The following is a 20,231-nucleotide window of genomic DNA, read 5'->3' as shown; positions in this document are numbered from 1 at the left end:
TTAAGGTTAAGGCAAGATTAACGGAGGGAGGCTTTACGATTTTTTTACGTTTTCAAATGCTGCCCAGCCTATATGGAATAACATATGAGCCAAAATCGCTGCAATAAGCCCATGTTGCCAAAATAAATATCCAAAAAGTAATGATTGACAAAGGCTAAGTGTGATCAGCGAGTAAATGAAACGTCGGTTTGAAGTACAACCGGCAGCAAGGTACGCAGGAAGTTGGCTTATTGCTAATACCAATCCACTAATAAGCATTGAAATCCAGATGATCAAGTTAGGAAATTGCTTTGTAAAGAGTAATGCGAAAAAGGTTGCAAGGTTCATTAACCCCCATCGCCCAATAATTTCTTCTGCTACCCCGCCATAAAGAACACAGCCATCAACACCAAGGGCTGTGCGTAGATGAGTCATGACTTTCATGTTGTTCTTATCGATGATGCGTGCGATGAGACCATAATAGAGAACTAAAAAAAACATTAGTCCAAAAAAGGCATACAAAACAGTAGGTAGTAAAATAGGAAGTAATACACTTATTCCTGCTGTACCCTGTAACAGTGCCTCAAGTTTTGTATCATGTAATCCCGTCGCAGGAGATAACACGGCGCCTGCAAAACTTAGGATAAAGATCATGAATAAGGTTTGCAAAATGGCAAACCGACTCATCCTTTTTTTTAGTTCTTCGGAGTTATCAGGCAATAAAAAATAAATCAATCGTTTGATTGCAATGACTACCCCAGGGATGGATAAGCAGAACAAAACAGTGATTACAGGCCAATTGATTGTCATTTTTTATCCTTAAATAGCACTGCATAGAAAAATCCATCCATATCTTGTTCTCCCGGTAAAATTTGTTGACCATGTCCAGTAGCGTGGCCCCATGCCCTAGGTTCTTTAATTATCGTACAGTCTGGATGGGTTGCAACAAAATTTGCGATTTGCTGCTCATTTTCAGCGGACATCACCGAACAGGTGGCATAAAGCAGTAACCCACCTTTTGCGAGTAAGGGCCATAAGCAATTCAACATGTTATGTTGGATTTTAGTTATGGTAACGATTTCCTCGTCGTTCCGTAACAGCTTAATGTCCGAGTGGCGTCGAATGACGCCTGTTGCAGAACAAGGGGCATCTAATAAAATACGATCAAAGAGTTGGCCATCCCACCACGTGGCAGGGGTTAATGCATCACCTTCTACTAAATTGGCATGCAATTGAAGGCGATCTAAGTTTTCTTGAACGCGTTTCAATCGTTTCGGATCAACGTCCAGAGCAATACATACAGACAGGTTTGGTTCCTTTTCTAGAATATGACAGGTTTTTCCTCCAGGAGCACAGCAGGCATCGAGAACACGTAACCCAGGTTTTAAAGACAGTAAAGAAGCTGCTAATTGCGCTGCACCGTCTTGCACAGAAACTCGACCCTCTGCAAATCCGGGAAGTTGGCGTACATCGCAAGGTTTGGTTAGAGTAATCCCTTCAGCTGCAATAAGATGAGGTTTAGCGGCAAAGCCTGCTTCATTTAAAATCTGTAAGTATTCAGTAACAGAATTTTTTTGCACATTAACACGTAATGTCATGGGCGGATGCATATCGTTTGCTTGGGCGATTGCTTGCCAGTTATCAGGCCAATCTGTTTGCAAGCGTTCCAGTAACCATTGGGGCTGACCATGAATAAATCGGGGATCCTTGCTCAGGCGGTCCAGAATTTCATTTTGCTGGCGGCAGAAATTGCGCAAAACAGCATTAACCAACCCCTTTGCCCATGGTTTTTTGATTTTTTCAAGTAAGGATACCGTTTCTTTTACTACAGCATAATCAGGTACCTGCATGTAGTGCAATTGATAAAGGCCAATGAGTAATGCAATCCAAATTTCCAGTTCTTTTGGTCTTTTTTGAAGCAAACATTCTGCTAAGGCTTGTAAACGAAAATAATGACGGCAAAAGCCAAAGCAAATCTCTTTAGTCATTGGTGTAGCTTCGGCTGTTGCAGGCATAAGCTGGGATAAGGATGATTTATCAGTCAATAACTGGGTTAAAATTTTTAAGGCGTGCAGTCGTTCATTCTTGTTCATTAAAACACAAATCCTGCATGTACTTGTGCTTTAGATGAATTTAACCAATCGGCAATGGAGATCACTTTGGCACCTGGAAGTTGGATTCGTTCTACAAGCAAACTTTGGTCTCCTGTAGCAATCAACATGCCTTTTTTATCGATACTAATGACTGTGCCTGGCGCTTGTGAAAATGATTGGTCTACGACTTTAGCTTGATGAATGCGCAAAGTTTCCTCTCCGAGGGTTGTATAGGCGATTGGCCAAGGATTGAACGCGCGGATTTTTCGATCAATTTCTGCTGCGGAGTGTTGCCAATTGATGCACGCATCTTCTTTGTTAATTTTGCTGGCATAAGTGGCTAATTCATTATTTTGGATTTCGGGTTTTGCGGCTTGAGCAGCTAATTCATCCAGGGTTTGCAATAAAGGTTGCGCAGAGATCTGTGCCAGCTTGTCATGTAACGTTTGCGCGGTTTCTGATGCAGTTATAGGGCAGGCAACTTTATGAAGCATCGCGCCTGTATCCATACCTGCATCCATTTGCATAATCGTTACTCCAGATTCTGTATCGCCATGCAGTAGAACTGACTGGATAGGGGAGGCACCACGCCAGCGAGGCAACAAGGAGGCATGCACATTAATACAGCCTAAGCGAGGGATTTCAAGCACTGCTTTAGGTAAAATTAATCCATAAGCAATAACAACCATGACGTCTGGCTTTAATGCGGCAAGCTCTGCAATTGCCTCAGGATTCTTGAAATTCACCGGTTGATAGACTGGAATTTTCTGGTTTAAAGCCCATTCTTTCACTGCAGAAGCTTGTAATTTTCTACCACGTCCAGCAGGACGGTCAGGTTGCGTATAGATTGCTTTAATATGATGTTTTGAATGCAATAATGCCTCAAGACAAGGCAAGCCAAATTCTGGAGTTCCAGCAAAAACGATATTCAATGTGCTCATGGTAACTACCTGTTTCGATCAAGGATCGTCTTTAGAGGACGTATCTTAATGAATAATCTTATGGAAAATACAAGACTTATTTACGTGCATGTTGACGCTTGAATTTATCTAATTTTTTTCGTGCCATAGCTTTTTTCAATGGGGAAAGTAGGTCAATGAACAGTTTGCCATTCATATGATCAATTTCATGTTGCAAACATTCAGCGAGCAGGCCTTCTGCTTTAATCTCAAAAGGGTTTCCGTTTCTATCTAAAGCTTTTACAGTAACCTTTTCTGCGCGAATAACTGTATCATAAGCACCTGGGACAGAAAGACATCCCTCTTCAAATTTTTGTTCGCCTTCAGAAGTAATGATTTCTGGATTGATGATAACCAATTGATTCTGCTTATCTCCCGTAATATCAATCACAGACAAACGCAAACTCACACCAATTTGAGGTGCTGCCAGTCCGACACCACGTGCGTCATACATCGTTTCAAACATATCGTCGATTAACGTTTGCAATTTATCATCAAAATGCATAACCGGTTTTGCAACATCTCTTAATCGAGAGTCAGGTAAATATAGAATCGTATGAATAGCCATTGTTTATCTGGTTCTGTGTACAAATATCATGTTAATATTATCCTTCATATATTGTAAGGCTGCAAGATATTCCAACAAAGGATTGACTCTAATGAGATTTATTCTCTTTATATTCTTTTTTTCCCTCGCTAATTTAAACTATGCTCTAAGCTTAAAAAAAGATGCTCCGGCACGTTATGTTGTTCAACCGGGTGATAGTTTATGGACCATAGCCAATCGTTACCTAAATAATCCTTGGGAGTGGAAGGAACTCTGGCATGCCAACCCTGAGATAAAAAATCCCAATCGTTTATACCCTGGTGCAGTGCTCGTTTTAAGTTATTCTAAAACCAAACCTTACCTTAAGGTATTATCAAATGGCACAATTAAATTATCACCCAATGTTCGGCCCTTACCTTTAGATGAGCCCATTCCTGCGATACCTTTAAGCGATATTAAGCCTTTTTTAAATGAATCCTTGATATTGGATCAGGATGTGGTCAGTCGAGCACCTTACATTGTTGCGTTAGTAGGAGAGCACATGATGGGTGGTCAAGGGGATGAGGCCTATGTTCAAGGATTGCATCCATCTCGAGAAATACCTCCGGGGAGCATTCCTGCTTATTCCATTTTCAGAGGGGGGAAAGATTATGTGGATCCAAAAACTAAAGAGCTCTTGGGATATCGAGCTGATCTGGTAGGTTATGCAGAGTTGATTGCGGGCGGTGAGCCAGCAACTATTTTATTAACCAGCATTAATGAAGGTATTCGAGTTCACGATAGTGTTCTGATTAATAATAGCCCTGAATTTAATTTGTTCTTTGAGCCTAAAGCTCCTCTATTTCTCGTAAGAGGATATATCATTGATATGCCTAATGGGATGCCTAACGGGAATGTCGAGGAAGCTGCTGGTGGTGTGGCGGTGATTAGTTTGGGTGCCCGTGATGGATTGGAAGCTGGGGATGTTCTGGGTATCTATAGAGAGTCAGGCACCGTTAATGACCCTAAAAATCCTCTCATGCCTATTTTATTACCGCCTGAGCGTATTGGCGAGCTTATGGTATTTCGGGTATTTAGCAAAACCAGTTTCGCCTTGATTGTTCGTTCAACACGCGCAGTTTATTTATTAAATTATGTGGCTAATCCATGAGTAATTTACCTTATTATCTTGCATTAAACCGAATGGAACGAGTTGGACCGCGCACTGTAGCCAAACTACAAAAGCGTTGGCCTGATTTGCAGCACATGTTCCAGCTTTCAGCAATGGAACTCGAGCAAGCGGGCTTACCGCAGGCCCTGGCGCATACTATCGCTCACTTCGATATGAATGTGATTCAAGAAGATTTAAGTTGGTTGGCGGCAGCAGACGATCATCATCTACTTACTTGGGACTCCTCTGAATACCCTCCTTTATTGAAGGAAATTATGGATCCCCCCATTGTTTTGTATGCAAAAGGCCAGCTTGCTTGTTTAAATCAACCCAAATTAGCTGTGGTAGGTAGTCGTAATCCGACTGTAACTGGAAGTGAAAACGCACGGCAATTTGCAAAGGAGATCGCTTCACATGGCGTGACTATTGTGAGTGGTTTGGCTTTAGGTATTGATGCCCAAGCCCATCAAGGTTGTTTGGAGGCAGGGGGACAAACAATTGCGGTGCTGGGTACAGGAGTCGATCGCATTTATCCTCATCGGCATCGCTCATTGTCGCACGAAATTGCTCAAAATGGCCTATTAATGAGCGAATTCCCCTTGAAAAGCCCTCCTATCTCTGGACATTTCCCCCGGAGAAATCGTATAATAAGTGGTTTATCATTGTGCATTTTGGTTGTTGAGTCAGCAATCAAGAGTGGTTCGTTAATCACAGCGCGAATGGCTTTGGAACAAAACCGAGATGTTTTAGCGATTCCAGGCTCCATTCATAATCCTCTGGCTCGAGGGTGTCATTACCTGTTGCAGCAAGGAGCCAAATTAGTTACTTCAGTTGCCGATGTTCTTGAAGAGTTACGGATTGATTCGGAACAGCAAACAACTGATAAAGCTATTTTACCTCTTGCCAGCGGGAATAAAAACCTAGTAAAGTTCATTGGCTTTGAAATGACTACAGTGGATCAGATCATTTTACGTAGCGGATGCACCGTTGAGCAAGTCACTAGTGAGCTTGCAGAATTAGAATTAAATGGGGCTGTTGTATCTGTGCCCGGTGGCTATATGAGGTGTTAGTATATGAAAGATAACTTATTTGAGATGTTATTGAGTTTATTTGAACAAAGTCTTACCCAGCTGCAAGAAAGCCATAAAACCGCTGATCAGGATGCATCGGAACAACTAAATGAGGATGAAAACTTAGCTTCTGAAGAACAAGTTTTACATTTGAAATTACAACAACATACATCAACACGAGTCTTTACGTATGATGAGCAAATGAAACTGACTAAGGCCAGTTATCAATTTCTCATGCGTATGAAATTATGGAAAGTTCTTAATCCAGAATCATTTGAAATGATTATGAATCAATTGCAATTTTCTGAATCTCGTATCGTAACTCTTCAAGAGACCAAATGGACTATAAGAAATGCATTATCGAGTTCTTTGAATGAAGAACAATTGGCTTTTCTTGATTTAGTTCTTTATCAATCAGAAGATGAATTGACAATTCATTAAAAGATCGTCTATTACCTATATTACTAGAAGTTGGTGATATTTCATTTTCAGCACCATTATACCGTGTTTGCTCTTAAGCACGGGTATTTTTGATGCTTAGGGATGAAGTGAAAAGGATAAGGTTAACGTTATATGAGTAAACATTTGGTGATTGTAGAATCACCCGCTAAAGCGAAGACAATTCAAAAATATTTGGGTGGTGATTATGAGGTTGTGGCCTCTTATGGACATGTGCGTGATTTGCCAGCACGCAAGGGCTCCGTTAATCCCGAAAATCATTTTGCCATGACGTATGTTCCTATTGAAAAGAACTCACGTCATATCGAAACGATTGCCAAAATGCTCAAAAAGTCAGATTCCTTATTGCTCGCAACGGACCCTGATCGAGAAGGCGAAGCCATTTCCTGGCATATTTATGAATTAATGAAAGAAAAAAATCTAACAAAAGATAAGCCCATTCACCGGATTTTTTTCAATGAAATTACTAAATCAGCAATTCAGGATGCAATAAATAACCCACGTTCTATTTCGATGGATTTAGTCAATGCACAACAGGCGCGGCGCGCGTTGGATTATTTGGTGGGATTTAATTTATCTCCCCTGTTATGGAAAAAAGTGCGAAGAGGACTTTCTGCAGGACGAGTGCAAAGTCCAGCATTGCGACTTATTGTGGAGCGAGAAGAGGAAATCGAACGTTTTATTCCTCAAGAATATTGGAAGATTTTAGCTGAATGTATTCATACAAAGGTGTCCTTTGAAGCGCGTTTGACGCATTACAAAAATGAAAAATTACAGCAATTTACGGTAACCAAGGAAGAGCAGGCCCAACAAATCAAAGAGGATTTGGTTCGAGAAGCCCTCGGCTATTTACTCGTTACTCAAATCGAGAAAAAACAACGCAAGCGTAAACCATCACCTCCGTTTATTACATCGACTTTGCAACAAGAGGCTGCACGAAAATTAGGTTTTACCGCGCGAAAGTCGATGATGGTTGCACAACAATTATATGAAGGAATAGATATTGGAACGGGGACTGTCGGTCTTATCTCTTATATGCGTACCGATTCGGTGAATTTATCGGCGGAAGCAATAGAGGAAACACGGCAGTTTATTACGGAACGTTATGGTGCCGATAATTGTCCTGCAAGTCCAAGAGTTTACAAAACCAAATCCAAAAATGCTCAAGAAGCACATGAGGCGATTCGCCCCACATCGATTAAACGTACACCGGAAATGGTGCAATCGGCATTAACTGCTGATCAATACAAACTGTACAGTTTAATCTGGAAACGTACCGTAGCCTGCCAAATGGCTGATGCGATATTGGATACGGTTGCTGTAGATTTAAGCTGCGGTGAAGGCAATATGTTCCGCGCGAATGGTTCTACAATTACCTTCCCAGGATTCCTCTCGGTGTATGAAGAAGGTCGTGATGATACCAAAGATGATGAAAATGAAGGTTCATTATTACCTGCATTGAATGTCGGTGAAAAAGTCAAAGTACAGGACATATTAGCCAATCAACACTTCACAGAGCCGCCACCAAGATACTCGGAAGCAACTTTGGTTAAGGCACTGGAAGAATATGATATTGGACGACCGTCAACTTATGCATCCATTATTCACACATTGCAACAACGCGAATATGTTATTGTTGATAAGAAAAGATTCTTTCCAACGGATGTTGGTCGGATAGTAAACCGCTTTTTGACGGGTTATTTTACGCGGTACGTAGATTATAAATTTACTGCAGAACTTGAAGATACGCTTGATGCTATTGCGCGGGGTGAAAAAGAATGGATTCCGGTCTTAGAAGAATTTTGGCAGCCATTTGTGCAACAAATTACAACTACGGATCAACAAGTACAGCGTAAAGATGTAACCTCTGAAGTTTTAGATGAACAGTGTCCGAAATGTGGAAAACCGTTGTCAATAAGACTAGGTAAACGTGGGCGTTTCATTGGTTGTACTGGCTATCCAGAGTGTGATTACACCCAAGATATAGCAGGTCAGGATAATGAAAAAAATGAACCTGAAGTTGTCGAAGGAAGAGTATGTCCAGTATGTTCCAGTTCATTACATATAAAAACGGGACGTTATGGCCGTTTTATTGGCTGCAGTAATTATCCTCAATGTAAGCACATGGAACCTATAGAAAAACCAGCTGATACAGGCGTGGAATGTCCCAAGTGCCACGAAGCAAAAATCCTACAGCGCAAATCAAGAAAAGGGAAAATTTTCTATTCCTGTGGTAATTATCCTAAATGCGATTATGCGTTGTGGAATGAACCGATTAACCATCCATGCCCAAACTGCAGTTGGCCAATTTTGACTGTGAAAGAAAGCAAAAAATTCGGTCGACAAATCCTATGCCCACAGGATGGATGTGGTTATTCTACCAAGGAAGAACTAGAGGCAATGAAATAAGATACATTAAGCCTGGGTACAGTGTTTGCTGCACCCAGGTATCAATGTTTTGATCAATAAAAATCAATAGTTGTCGTAGTCACATCTAAAGGACCTACAGGATAAGAATAAACCGATACGGGTTCAACAACTGGTGCAACAGCGGGTGTAACAACACGCGTAACAGCGACAGGTCTGTATGAAACTACAGGTCTATATCTAATCACGGGTTTGTAGGTAACTGCTGATGTATATGCGATTGCCGGAGTATATACCGGTGTATATGCGGTGGTACAGCAACATCCTGCCATCAAAACAATACTTCCTAACAAAATTATCCATTTCATTATGTAGCCCCCTTTAATGGATGCCTACAAAAAGTGTAGATTATTTAGTCATAAATCACAAGAATTGAGCTATCTGGTTTTTTGGGGCGTTATTAAGATGCTGGATCTTTCTACAAAAGGGAGAGGGCCTGGTGGGAGGGAACTTATACCCATTGAATACAAACTCATTCTTCCTGTTCATTTTGAATCAGTATATACTCATCATCATCTTCTTCTTAGAAATAACTCAAACAGGATGTAGTGATGTTAGACAGGACCATTGTAGTTGATGAGCAATTTTTAAAGCGAGTACAACAAGCAGATTTTCCAAAACCTAATAGTACAATGAGTCCGGAAACGGCGGAATTGGATAAGAAAACTGCTATAGAGCTCTTTGATTCGCAAATCAAGTCACGTCTTCTTGATTTGATTGCCAGGCAGCTTAAGGAAAAGGGTTTATCATTTTATACTATAGGCAGCAGTGGACACGAAGGTAATGCAGTTTGGGGACAAGTATTTCGTCCCGATGACATGGCCTTTTTGCATTATCGGAGCGGGGCTTTTTATTTACAGCGTGCCAAGAAATTACAAGCTACTGACGGAGTGAGGGACATTTTACTTTCTTTAGTTGCCGCAGCAACTGATCCCATTTCAGGAGGACGCCATAAAGTTTTTGGAAGCGTTCCGCTAAATATCCCGCCACAAACCTCGACTATTGCATCACATTTACCTAAGGCTTTGGGCGCTGCATTATCGATTACGCGAGCCAAAGAATTAAATATTCACAGCAATCTAAATCCAGACTCCATCATTATCTGTTCCTTTGGTGATGCATCAACAAATCATGCTTCAGCGCAAGCTACCTTGAATGCATGTTCATGGATTGCCCAACAAAATTATCCTGTACCGATCGTGTTTATTTGTGAAGATAATGGAATAGGAATTTCAGTACCCACACCATCACAGTGGATTGAGCGTTCTGTCAGTGCTCGACCAGGTTTGCATTATATTGCATGTGATGGCTTGAATATTGCTGATGCTTATGCGAGTGCACAAGAAGCAGAATACTTGGCGCGTGTAAAAAAACAGCCTGTTTTTTTACACATGCGGTGTGTGCGTTTATTAGGTCATGCCGGTTCTGATATTGAATCACAATATTGTACACAAGCTGAAATTGAAGCCAGGGAAGCTCAAGATCCTTTATTGCATACTGCTGGTCTTTTATATCGTGAAGGCTGGATGAGTATTCAAGACATACTGAGTCTTTATCGAGATAATAAAGATTTAATTGAAGCCAAAGCAGTGGATGTGATAAGACAGCCTAAGCTCTCCAGTGCTGAAGCTATAATGTCTTCATTGATTCCCAGTGTACCGAAGAAACAACCATTCCCTTTGCCAAGTGAAGAGAAGCGTGCAGAAGTATTTGCCAATGCATTTTCACAATTAACTCAAAAGCGAAATTTATGTCAGCAGATTAATTTTGCATTGACTGATTTAATGCTGCAATATCCTAATATGTTGGTATTTGGAGAAGACGTAGGCAAGAAGGGTGGGGTGTATCGAGTGACGGCTGATTTACAGGCGCGTTTTGGACAACGCCGAGTATTTGATACGATTTTAGATGAAACCACAATTTTAGGAACTGCAATTGGCATGGCGCACAACGGATTTATTCCCGTGCCAGAAATTCAGTTTTTGGCTTATTTGCATAATGCAGAAGACCAACTTCGTGGTGAGGCCTCCACTTTATCCTTCTTTTCCAGTGGCCAATATCAAAATCCTATGGTTTTGCGGATTGCTTCATTAGCTTATCAGAAAGGATTTGGTGGTCATTTCCATAATGATAATTCTATTGCTGTATTACGTGATTTGCCTGGAGTGATTGTCGCATGTCCTTCAAATGGTCCAGATGCAGCAAAAATGTTGCGTACATGTATGCGTCTGGCTTATGAAGAGGGACGGGTAGTTGTCTTTTTAGAGCCGATTGCTTTATATATGACCAAAGATTTACATGAGCCTGGTGATAATGGATGGCTATTTAATTATCCAGAACCAGATGCTCTGATTCCGCCGGGAGAGGTAGGTGTTTTTGGAGAAGGACCAACCGTTATCTTAACCTATGCCAATGGTTATTATTTATCACGGCAAGCGGCTAAGGTATTGCAAGAAGAACACAATATTCCTGTGAAAATAGTGGATTTACGTTGGCTTAGTCCCTTACCGGCCGAAGCAATTTTGAAAGAAATAGCCAAAGCAAAACAGGTATTAATTGTCGATGAAGGCAGACAAAGTGGTTCAGTAAGCGAAGGCTTGATGACCTTGCTATTAGAAGAAGCCTCATCCAGGTTGAAAATCAAACGCATTACCGGTAAAGATTGCTTTATTCCTTTGGGTAATGCTTGGCAGTATTTGTTACCCAGTAAAGAAAGTATTATTGAAGCGGTTATTGCGTTACAGTCTGATAAAAGGGAGAAGGAAAGTGGACGACTTGTTGTTTCTTGATGAACAGTTGAATGGCGATGAACGCATGATACGTGATAGTGTCGCGCGTTTTGTCTCCAATGATGTAATGCCTTTGATGGCTGAGTCTTTTGAAAATGCTCAATTTCCACGAGAGCTTATTAGAAAATCTGCAGAACTGGGATTGTTGGGTTTGACCTTACCCGCGGAGTACGGTGGTGCCGAAGCATCTTATGTCTCTTACGGATTGGTTTGCCAGGAGTTAGAACGCGGCGATAGTGGATTACGTAGCTTTGTTTCGGTACAAAGTTCCTTATGCATGTTTCCTATTTTTCGTTTTGGTTCTGAAGAACAACGGGTGCGTTTTTTGCCAGGAATGGCTGCAGGTGAGATCATTGGCTGCTTTGGTTTGACTGAGCCTGATTTTGGTTCCGATCCGGCCGGTATGAGAACGACTGCAAAGAAAGTTAAAGGTGGATGGACTCTAAATGGTGCAAAAATGTGGATCACCAATGCACCAATTGCGGATATTGCTATTGTTTGGGCAAAAACAGATGAGGGTGTTCGTGGTTTTATTGTAGATACTAAATCAGAAGGATTAAAATGCCCTGAAATCAAGTTAAAGATGTCATTACGCGCATCGATTACCGGTGAATTGGTTTTTGATAACGTTTTTGTCCCCGATGAAAATTATCTTCCTGGCAGTGAGAAAGGTTTAGGCGCTCCTTTAAGTTGCTTAAGCCAGGCGCGATATGGTATTGCTTGGGGCGCCATGGGCGCTGCAATGGCCTGTTTTGATATTACTCGCGACTATCTGTTAGAGCGTAAACAATTTAACCAGCCTTTGGCATCGTTTCAGCTTATTCAAAAAGATCTGGCAGATATGTATACTGAAATTATTAAGGCACAATGTCTTAATTTACAGATAGGCCGAATAAAAGATAATCATCGTGAAAGTCCCGTGATGATTTCCCTGGCTAAAGGTAATGCATGTCGTGAAGCATTAAACATTGCGCGAAAATGCAGGAATTTATTGGGAGCAAATGGAATCAGCCTTGAATATCATGTGATTCGTCACATGCTTAACTTAGAATCAGTCTTTACGTACGAGGGTACGGATAACGTTCATACTCTGGTACTAGGAAAACATATTACTGGAATTAATGCTTTTGCTTAAACCAGGCACGAAAAGGTTAAGCACCAAGATCAATGACTTTAATGGCAACCCGGAAACTCAGCCCGGGTTGCCATTTGTTTCGCCCAGCACAAGTCATTGGCATCGGTAGAGTTTAACAGGGGTTCCTTCTTCAAAGTGGAACTTATTCTTCATGCAATGGGATTGTGTGAAGTAAAGCAGGTTTATTGGGCAACTTACAGGAGTATCTATGTTTAAAATGATTTTAAAAAGAGCGTTAGTATTAAGTTTACCTGTATTAAGTATGAATGTGCAGTCCGGGCCAAGCAAGGAGTTTTTAGCCAATCAGTGCTATGAGCTTTCACGAGTGGTGTTATCCTTGGCAGATAATCAGGAAAAAAAGATTTGCATTAATAAGCTTTATATGGCCTCCGTACAAATGAGCACCGCATCTTTTTTAATTATGGAAGACACTTCTGATGTAGCAAAAGAGATATTGAATAATGCAGTAGCAGCTCTGCAATATGCAGAATTACTAAGCTGCAAACAATACATTCAAATTGCACACTCTAAATTTGAGGCTCAGAAGATTAAAACATTATTGTAATAATTGATACTCTTCAAGTGCTTACAGAAGCCTTGAAGAGTTGTTAGGAGCTTTTAAGTGTATTCATATTTAAAAATTATTTTCTTAGTTCTCATTGTTTTTGTTGTTGGCGTTATGGCAGGAGTTCATTTTCATCCGTCAATTCATGAATACATGGAAAAAATTTGGAATAAATTCACGCAAGAGAAAGTAGCTGAGGAAGTTCATTTTTGTCCTCCACCTAATATTGTGCAAAAACATCAATATGATCCCGAAGCATTTCAAGTAGAAAAATTATACTGGCAGATGGAGTATCAGGGCTGGAAAGCCCCTGAGAATATAGGTTTTATGCAAGCACTTATTAATTCAAATAATAATTTAGTGTGTTATTACCAATGGCCAAGTCCAAAAGATAAAGGTACTTATTTATGGATGACCATACACTTATCTCCCTCGGTACATCAAAGTGTGAAGCCTTACGGTCCATACTGGTCAATTCAAAAGAAAGAAAAGCAAGCACGGTGTAATTCAGGAATAAATGCCTGTGGCATTATCCTTTTAGAAAGCACTCAATGAATCATTACCTCAAAAATAAATGCACTAGCAGTATCCTGGTGCAGCGCAGCTCAACCCGGGTTAAGAGGAGCAAAGATCTCGGATTCGACCGCGTTGCCCCAGGCAAAAAACAACTATCATCCAATAACCCCTTGTTATTTCTCCCAGACTTAGTTATCATTTGCCGACCAAGTCGGGGCGTAGCGCAGCCTGGTAGCGTACTAGCATGGGGTGCTAGTGGTCGAAGGTTCAAATCCTTCCGTCCCGACCAAAAAATCCCCTTTAAAATCAATCAGTTACACATCCAATTTTAAATCAATTTTTATATAAAAATATTTTTCTGGGTACTTTGCTGGGTACTTTTTAATTTACCATAATTGGGGTTGAGCCAATAGTTCGGACAAAAAAAAGCAGGCTGAAAGCCTGCTTGTCTAATATATTGGTAGTATTATAATGCATCTTTTTCACCATTTAAAATAGTTTGTTCAATCCATTCATCTATTTCATCGCTATGCCACGCAAGTGTTGTGCCATTAAGTTTGACCGGACGGGGAAATTTACCTGTAAGCCACCAGCGGCGTAGGGTGACTCTGTTTCTGCCGATCATTTTTTCAAGGTCTGGTACGAATAATACTTTTTGTGAAATTAGCTGTTGTACTCCTTCGATCATGGTGATCTCCTTTGTATCCAATTTTGTTCGGTTTATGGTATCGGCTTGGTTGTCGGACTTACCGCTAGTAAATGTTTTAAACATAAGCTTGCTCTCCATAAAAGTGCCTTCGTAATCCAGTAAGAGAGCTATTTTCCTGATTCTTATTTATTTCAAGAACAATCTGATATAGCTTCATAAGCTCAATTTCAGATTTAAAATTGTTTGGAACTGAATCGTTGCAATAGATCATTCTAAGGTTATCAAGAGATGAGTTTGACAGCTGAGCGATGTGTTTGAGGGTGTAGTGTGTTGAGTCTAAGATATACTGAATCATTCCTTTGTAAATGTTCAGCTTTGAATGGTGTTCCATAGATTGACCTCCTCCTTACTGCAAAGTATGTATATAAATGCTGGTGATTGCGCTAATTGGGTAATAATTTCTACAAAGTCACTAATAATCTACATGAAATTGGCGTAAATTATGGTAGTATCTATTTTTACATCAGTGTAATTAATTACGCCGGTGTAATTTATTACATGAATGTAACTAAGTCAAGGTATGTCTAATACTATTTTGAATGAATCGAGCCAATTGTTATTGGCGCAGACACTTAACGATTTAATTGGGCGTGATAGAAAACTCTCACCGGCTGCACTCGCGCGAAACTTAGGAATCCCAACCAATAAAATCACCAGAATTTTGAATGGTGACGTGACCGATCCGAAAGCCAGTACTCTAGTTCAGATTGCAAACTACTTTAATATCAGCATTGAACAATTACTCGGTTTAGAACCTATCGTTCGCAAAGGGGAATATGAGCAGCAAGAAGTAACAAGACCTTTACCTGTTTTTGAATTTAGTAAGGTAGCGCAATCAAACTCACCAAAAGAATGGTATCGATGGGCAGAGAATGATGTTGATGGGGAATATTATGCTCTTGCAATCGATACTGATTTATATGAACCAACATTCCCACAAAACTCGCTACTCATTATAAATCCAGATATCAAACCAGATGATCGTTCATATATTGTTGTTAAAAAGAATGGTTCAACACATTACTCAATAAGAAAATATGTTGTTGAGGGGAGCGAGAGTTATTTGTATCCCATCAATCCCAAATTGCCTGTAGAAATTTATGATGAGAGTTTATACACTGTTGTAGGCGTGATCCTTGAGGTACACCAAAAATTGCGCTCTAAAAAGTAAGTTGTTTAAGTTGTAAGGATGTAACCATGGAAAAATGGAGCCCCAAAAGTAAATTTCTACGCATTATCTATCAGCAAATCGTTGTGCGATTCACTCGACAGGTGAGAGAACCCTATCTAATCCGGATTGATCGAATCTTTACTGATCCAGATACCAATATATTATCAGTGGCGTTTCACATCGCGAACAAACGTGTTAATCAGGAGATGTCAGTAGCCAATTTTGTAAAGTCGGATATGATTTATCTCATTGATCCCCGTGTTGTCTTTGATATGGGACAGCAATTTGGTGCACATGCTGAACAGCTCACCATCTTGGAAAAGAAGCAACTGAATTTTAAAACAAAATGTTTTACTGGCTTAAAGCGAGTGTTTGTTGATGAGTAGCCAATTGATAGGTAAATCAAAAACGCCACTTCAATTTAAATTGTTTCATACATTGATAGGCTTTACAGTCTTCTTCACCTTAATTACTGTTCCTGCAGAAGCACAAGTTATCAATTTATTTGGAATACCAATAGCATCAGAATTTCTGTGGTGGCCAGTTGTATTTTTTTTCTTTCAGCTGATACAAAACATTTATGGCTTTGCCTACCTGCGCCATGCCGTGTACTTGGTGATTTTATTTCGCGCTATCTACATTTTGTTTTTAAAATTTGCTATTTGGTTACCTGCATCTTCATTCTGGCAAATGCAGGATATCTATACGCAGGTGCTTGGTAGGAATTTATTCTACCTCATTGAGAGCTCGATGTTTTTATGGGCTGCTGTTCTTTTGCCATCCGCTTTTTCAAAAGCCTCTAACGAAAAAGAAGCCAGTCATGTGATGTTAGCTTCTCTCATGATATTTTCGCTGCTAAATATGTTATGGCTTAGCCCTAAAGATATAGTCGGTGCTTCTCAGCTTATTATTCCACCTTTGATTTATTGCTTTTTAAATATTTTTTCACGTGTGTTGATGGGTATTATTGCGAATGTTGAACAATCGGATCGTAAGAAGAACGTAAATAAGCAAGTGTTTAAATTTCAGCTGCCCAGTGTAGCGGATAACAAAACTAATAATATTTTCAAATATCACCACATTCTTTTCTGCTCCAGCATCGTATTTTTTATTGCATCTAAAACGATGGCGGCTAAATTCATCTCAATTGGTTTTTTGACTATTAATGTGGGTGGAATTGTATTTTCTTTGGCTTATCTCGCTGCTGATATGATGACGGATGTCTATGGTATCGAGCGTACTAAACAAATGGTTCTGTTCGTTATATTTTGCAATTTACTTTTTGTGTTCGATGTTTGGATAACTAACCTGCTAGCCGTAGGTGTGAATAGCTCATTTAAATTAATTTTACATAATCAAGCGCGAATGTTTATTGCTTCGGCGACAGCTTTTTTTCTAGGGATGACAATTAACTCGACTGTAATTTCAATTATAAAATTAAGACAGCGAAGGAGGGGGATTTCGCTTAAAAAAGAATTTATTACCACGGTTTGGACAAGAATCGCAACATCCTCCGCTTTTGGAATCATAATTGATGTTAGTTTGTTTTCCCTGGTAGCATTTTACGGTATTGTACCAACTGATAAACTGGCAAGTGTTATCCTATTTGAGGATGCATATAAAATATCTTATGAAATCGTGTTGGCGCCAATATCAATTCTATTAATCTATTTTCTCAAGGTGAAAGAAAAAGTGGATATCTATGATGAATTATCTAACCTGAATCCATTTAGAATTGATACCGATTACAAAATTAGTGCTAACAAGTTTGATGAAAATTATATTCAACCAAAGAGAAGCAATGATGGATAAGAATATTTATGATTTTATGGCAGAAACAATAAAGATAGCATCAGAAAACCCAATAGCCCCATATGGTGCCATAATTGTTTATGATAACAAAGACATTCTTTTAAAATCAGTTAATAGTGCGCACCATCATCCTTTGATGCATGGTGAATTGTCGGTTATACATACGCTGTTTAATAATGGTTTTGATGGTGATGTCAGCAAATTGAGCCTCTACACAACTGCTGAGCCTTGTCCTATGTGTGCCGCTGCCATTTATTGGGCGATGATACCTAAAGTAATTTACGGTAGTTCAATATCTTTTTTACACGATTTATTTGGTAGGCAGATTCAGCTTAGGGCTGAGGAAGTTCTGTCTAAAACGCCAGATTTTTATAGCTGTCACTTGATTGGTGGAGTGATGGAAGACGAGTGTAATAATCTATTTATTAAAGCAAAACAATTAAGAGAGTAATCGTTATTTCATTAACTGAAGAATAACCTTCTATAATGAGTAATTAGTGTATGAATATGCTTGGATATCATTGTATAGAGCCTAATTTTTAATTCTTTCAGAGATTATTTGCACAAGTTCTGAAAAAAATTAAATAAAAGCTTGCATGCATTATTTATATCTATTAAATTTCGCGCGTTCTTTATTCTTCATAAGAATAACATTCTCGGTTTAGAATGTTCCTGAAAAATGTATATAAACGGAGTTACAGATGGATACTATTATCAATAATCAATCTTCTGAAATCGATCTAGATAATGATGAAACTGTTGTGTTTGATGATGTAGGCGAATTTGATGCGTCTATGTTAAGACCCATGCAGGAAGATTAATCTAAATTTCCTTTTGTTTCTTTTATTCTTGTTAAAGGATTGTCGCGGGGTAAATATGTCAGCTAATTCACTACTTTCCACATCTATTCCAGATGAAGAAGGGGCGAAAAAACTTATAATTTATGCTGCAGAGAAACAAAAAAATGATTTATTGGATTTATTGAAGAATTGTGAAAAAAAACTCCGCTATGACCTAAATGATCTTGCGGAGTTCATACAAGAAATAGATTGTAGTCAAAAACTTTCTCCAGCATTTTTTTTATACACCCAAGAATTGCGCGATGCCATAAAATCCACATCTATTGATAAAATAATGGATGCTATTCAACATGTATCATGGTTGAAAACATATGGAATATATGAGCAAGAATTACGAATCAGTTCTGTTTTATCGGAGTTTTGGGAAACTTCTTATGTCTCAAAAATGAGACGATATGAACAAAAAAATATTTGTGGTGAGACCACATTGGTCAGACCAGTTTCTAGCAAACAATTAGAGTTTCATGCTTCTAACATAAGAAAAGCAATTGACCTGATCAATACAGGTGATATGGATGTTGCTCATGAAATATCGATACTTATCTCTTCCATTAAAATCTTTCAAGGCAGAGTACTTCGAGGTCAGGCATCAGGAGATACAATGGGTGCTGTCTGGTTAAGAATACCTGATCCCCATGATGATCAAGTTGGCTATTGGATAGAGCATATCGTTCATGAAGTATCACATTTACGATTACATGCAATGTTTTTTCAGGAAAAGTTTGTTCTAAATCCTGATGATGAGTATAAATTTAGAGCTCCAATACGCGACGATTTAAGGCCGATGCTGGGTGTTTTTCATGCTACTTTTGTTTTGGCCAGGATGATTCGGGTCTTTAAGAAATTATCATTTAAAGGCTATGCTTCAAGATTTCGAGATCGACTTCAACTATGCCAATTACAATTTGAAATTGGTCTTAATTCTGTTTACTCGAAGGATGCGGAATTAACTGATAATGGGAAACTAATCCGTGAGAGTTTTAAGGAATGCGCTTTAATACTGGAAAATTAGAAATAGAAAAAATTCCAATAAGATTTTCTTGGTTTTATCATCCGCTCGATTCAAATTTGATTATTTCTGATAGTGTCTCTTCGATTAGAGATAAGCAATCCATTTCACATCGTTTTTTTGGCCATGCTGCGGGCTATGACTTAGAAGAAGTAGTCCATAGATCCAGCTATGAGGTTTTGGAAAGGATGCTTTCTTTCAGTGCAAGTTACTCAGAAAAAAAATTGCATGAGGGCTTTCTGGCAAAAACTATTTTTGCAGAGGAGACTCAGGAAAAAAGAATATCTGCTGAATCAATATTAGTACGCACAAATAATGAATTGGCTTCAGCCAGTGGTTTAAGTCTGCATGTTAATTTAGACCTTGCAATTCAACATGCCGTTTATGAACTTATTGAACGAGATATATTGTGTAGACTTTGGTACTTTGATTATCAGTTGTATCAAATAAAGAGGGAACTCGTAAAAGATGATTATTTCATTGAGTATTATACTGTTGTAAATATTCCTGTCCCTTTTGTATTGGCCATTGTTAAATCCAAAAACAATTCGATTATGTATTGTGGTTCTCGCTGTAGTGCAAGTTGGGAATATTCCTTAAAAAAAGCTAGAGAAGAGGCTTTATTATTAATTACTGATCTACTTTGTCGTCAGCGGAACAGTAATATAGGAAATCGTTTGGATACTATTCAAAGATTAAATACCTTGTCTGGAGAAATTGCCGCGCAACAAGAAGAGCATTTGGAGCGTAAGTTACTGTCCAATTTGGACAAGCAACATTTTGAAGATACAAGTTTTGAAAAAATCATTTCTAAATATTTTAAAAATTTAAGTCTTTTATATGTTGCTGAACTCAGACAATGGGGTAGTTATTATCTGGTAAAAGCATTCTCTGAAGAGTTACTTACAAAACCTTTAGTTAGGACGATGGTACAAAATAACAAGATATCGGCTGTTCCGCCAGATCCCTTTTGTTGAGAAT

The 20,231-nt window shown here is 39.2% G+C and carries 22 protein-coding genes and 1 tRNA gene; 16 read left to right on the top strand and 7 right to left on the bottom strand.

Annotated elements, in window-relative coordinates:
• Positions 1-33 precede the first annotated feature (33 nt).
• The 4 genes from DGG96_RS11480 to def form a co-directional block, all read right to left on the bottom strand.
• Positions 34-789, bottom strand: a complete 756-nt coding sequence (locus DGG96_RS11480) for a CPBP family intramembrane metalloprotease (protein WP_110142796.1) — start codon at positions 787-789, stop codon at positions 34-36.
• Positions 786-2,072 (bottom strand): 16S rRNA (cytosine(967)-C(5))-methyltransferase RsmB, encoded by a 1,287-nt coding sequence (gene rsmB, locus DGG96_RS11475; protein ID WP_110142795.1) that lies wholly within the window; start codon positions 2,070-2,072, stop codon positions 786-788. Before rsmB ends, DGG96_RS11480 begins: the two co-directional genes overlap by 4 nt.
• Positions 2,072-3,013, bottom strand: a complete 942-nt coding sequence (fmt, locus tag DGG96_RS11470) for a methionyl-tRNA formyltransferase (protein WP_110142794.1) — start codon at positions 3,011-3,013, stop codon at positions 2,072-2,074. Before fmt ends, rsmB begins: the two co-directional genes overlap by 1 nt.
• Before the next feature lie 76 nt (positions 3,014-3,089).
• Positions 3,090-3,599 carry a peptide deformylase gene (gene def / locus DGG96_RS11465; protein WP_110142793.1) on the bottom strand — a complete coding sequence of 170 codons (510 nt, stop codon included), beginning with the start codon at positions 3,597-3,599 and terminating at the stop codon, positions 3,090-3,092.
• Positions 3,600-3,690: 91 nt separating this feature from the next.
• Between def and DGG96_RS11460 the strand changes: the two genes are divergently transcribed.
• The 4 genes from DGG96_RS11460 (at position 3,691) to topA (ending at position 8,666) form a co-directional block, all read left to right on the top strand.
• On the top strand, positions 3,691-4,728 hold the full coding sequence (locus DGG96_RS11460) for a LysM peptidoglycan-binding domain-containing protein (RefSeq protein WP_110142792.1): 1,038 nt from the start codon (positions 3,691-3,693) through the stop codon (positions 4,726-4,728).
• Complete coding sequence (gene dprA, locus DGG96_RS11455) at positions 4,725-5,798, top strand: DNA-processing protein DprA (RefSeq protein ID WP_110142791.1); 1,074 nt, start codon at positions 4,725-4,727, stop codon at positions 5,796-5,798. Before DGG96_RS11460 ends, dprA begins: the two co-directional genes overlap by 4 nt.
• Positions 5,799-5,801: 3 nt before the next feature.
• The gene (locus DGG96_RS11450; protein WP_165831602.1) at positions 5,802-6,239 is read left to right on the top strand and encodes a DUF494 family protein; all 438 of its coding nucleotides are present in this window, start codon (positions 5,802-5,804) and stop codon (positions 6,237-6,239) included.
• Between the two features lie 132 nt (positions 6,240-6,371).
• Positions 6,372-8,666, top strand: coding sequence for a type I DNA topoisomerase (topA, locus tag DGG96_RS11445; protein ID WP_110142790.1), 2,295 nt, complete (start codon positions 6,372-6,374; stop codon positions 8,664-8,666).
• A gap of 53 nt (positions 8,667-8,719) precedes the next feature.
• Here topA and DGG96_RS11440 read toward each other — a convergent pair whose 3' ends face one another.
• Positions 8,720-8,992: a hypothetical protein gene (locus DGG96_RS11440; RefSeq protein WP_110142789.1), complete on the bottom strand. Its 273-nt coding sequence runs from the start codon at positions 8,990-8,992 to the stop codon at positions 8,720-8,722.
• 16 nt (positions 8,993-9,008) lie between these two features.
• On the opposite strand from DGG96_RS11440, the gene DGG96_RS11435 reads away from it, so the two are divergent.
• The 6 genes from DGG96_RS11435 to DGG96_RS11410 all read left to right on the top strand — a co-directional run bounded on the left by DGG96_RS11435 (position 9,009) and on the right by DGG96_RS11410 (position 13,978).
• Positions 9,009-9,233, top strand: a complete 225-nt coding sequence (locus DGG96_RS11435) for a hypothetical protein (protein ID WP_110142788.1) — start codon at positions 9,009-9,011, stop codon at positions 9,231-9,233.
• A 2-nt stretch (positions 9,234-9,235) separates the two neighbouring features.
• Entirely contained in the window at positions 9,236-11,473 is a 2,238-nt protein-coding gene (locus DGG96_RS11430; RefSeq protein WP_110142787.1) for a dehydrogenase E1 component subunit alpha/beta, read from the top strand.
• Entirely contained in the window at positions 11,451-12,608 is a 1,158-nt protein-coding gene (locus DGG96_RS11425; protein ID WP_110142786.1) for an acyl-CoA dehydrogenase family protein, read from the top strand. Before DGG96_RS11430 ends, DGG96_RS11425 begins: the two co-directional genes overlap by 23 nt.
• Before the next feature lie 208 nt (positions 12,609-12,816).
• Entirely contained in the window at positions 12,817-13,173 is a 357-nt protein-coding gene (locus DGG96_RS11420) for a hypothetical protein (protein ID WP_110142785.1), read from the top strand.
• Positions 13,174-13,230: 57 nt separating this feature from the next.
• Complete coding sequence (locus DGG96_RS11415) at positions 13,231-13,728, top strand: hypothetical protein (protein WP_110142784.1); 498 nt, start codon at positions 13,231-13,233, stop codon at positions 13,726-13,728.
• Positions 13,729-13,901: 173 nt separating this feature from the next.
• Positions 13,902-13,978: transfer RNA gene (locus DGG96_RS11410), tRNA-Pro, on the top strand.
• Positions 13,979-14,155: 177 nt separating this feature from the next.
• Here DGG96_RS11410 and DGG96_RS11405 read toward each other — a convergent pair.
• Both DGG96_RS11405 and DGG96_RS11400 read right to left on the bottom strand, forming a co-directional pair.
• The gene (locus DGG96_RS11405) at positions 14,156-14,377 is read right to left on the bottom strand and encodes a helix-turn-helix transcriptional regulator (protein WP_110142825.1); all 222 of its coding nucleotides are present in this window, start codon (positions 14,375-14,377) and stop codon (positions 14,156-14,158) included.
• Between the two features lie 76 nt (positions 14,378-14,453).
• On the bottom strand, positions 14,454-14,729 hold the full coding sequence (locus tag DGG96_RS11400; protein WP_110142783.1) for a hypothetical protein: 276 nt from the start codon (positions 14,727-14,729) through the stop codon (positions 14,454-14,456).
• Positions 14,730-14,918: 189 nt separating this feature from the next.
• On the opposite strand from DGG96_RS11400, the gene DGG96_RS11395 reads away from it, so the two are divergent.
• The 6 genes from DGG96_RS11395 to DGG96_RS11370 all read left to right on the top strand — a co-directional run bounded on the left by DGG96_RS11395 (position 14,919) and on the right by DGG96_RS11370 (position 20,227).
• On the top strand, positions 14,919-15,569 hold the full coding sequence (locus DGG96_RS11395; protein WP_110142782.1) for a helix-turn-helix domain-containing protein: 651 nt from the start codon (positions 14,919-14,921) through the stop codon (positions 15,567-15,569).
• Between the two features lie 26 nt (positions 15,570-15,595).
• Positions 15,596-15,955 carry a hypothetical protein gene (locus DGG96_RS11390; protein WP_110142781.1) on the top strand — a complete coding sequence of 120 codons (360 nt, stop codon included), beginning with the start codon at positions 15,596-15,598 and terminating at the stop codon, positions 15,953-15,955.
• The gene (locus DGG96_RS11385) at positions 15,948-17,381 is read left to right on the top strand and encodes a VUT family protein (RefSeq protein ID WP_110142780.1); all 1,434 of its coding nucleotides are present in this window, start codon (positions 15,948-15,950) and stop codon (positions 17,379-17,381) included. Before DGG96_RS11390 ends, DGG96_RS11385 begins: the two co-directional genes overlap by 8 nt.
• A complete protein-coding gene (locus DGG96_RS11380; RefSeq protein WP_233590590.1) occupies positions 17,371-17,832 on the top strand; it encodes a nucleoside deaminase in 462 nt (153 codons plus the stop codon). Before DGG96_RS11385 ends, DGG96_RS11380 begins: the two co-directional genes overlap by 11 nt.
• 425 nt (positions 17,833-18,257) lie before the next feature.
• Positions 18,258-19,253, top strand: a complete 996-nt coding sequence (locus DGG96_RS11375; RefSeq protein WP_115504293.1) for an aKG-HExxH-type peptide beta-hydroxylase — start codon at positions 18,258-18,260, stop codon at positions 19,251-19,253.
• Positions 19,229-20,227, top strand: a complete 999-nt coding sequence (locus tag DGG96_RS11370; protein WP_110142779.1) for a YcaO-like family protein — start codon at positions 19,229-19,231, stop codon at positions 20,225-20,227. Before DGG96_RS11375 ends, DGG96_RS11370 begins: the two co-directional genes overlap by 25 nt.
• The last annotated feature ends 4 nt before the right edge of the window (positions 20,228-20,231 follow it).

The organism is Legionella qingyii, assembly GCF_003184185.1.
Note: the sequence above shows the minus strand (reverse complement) of the source record. Positions and strands in the feature narration are given on the sequence as shown.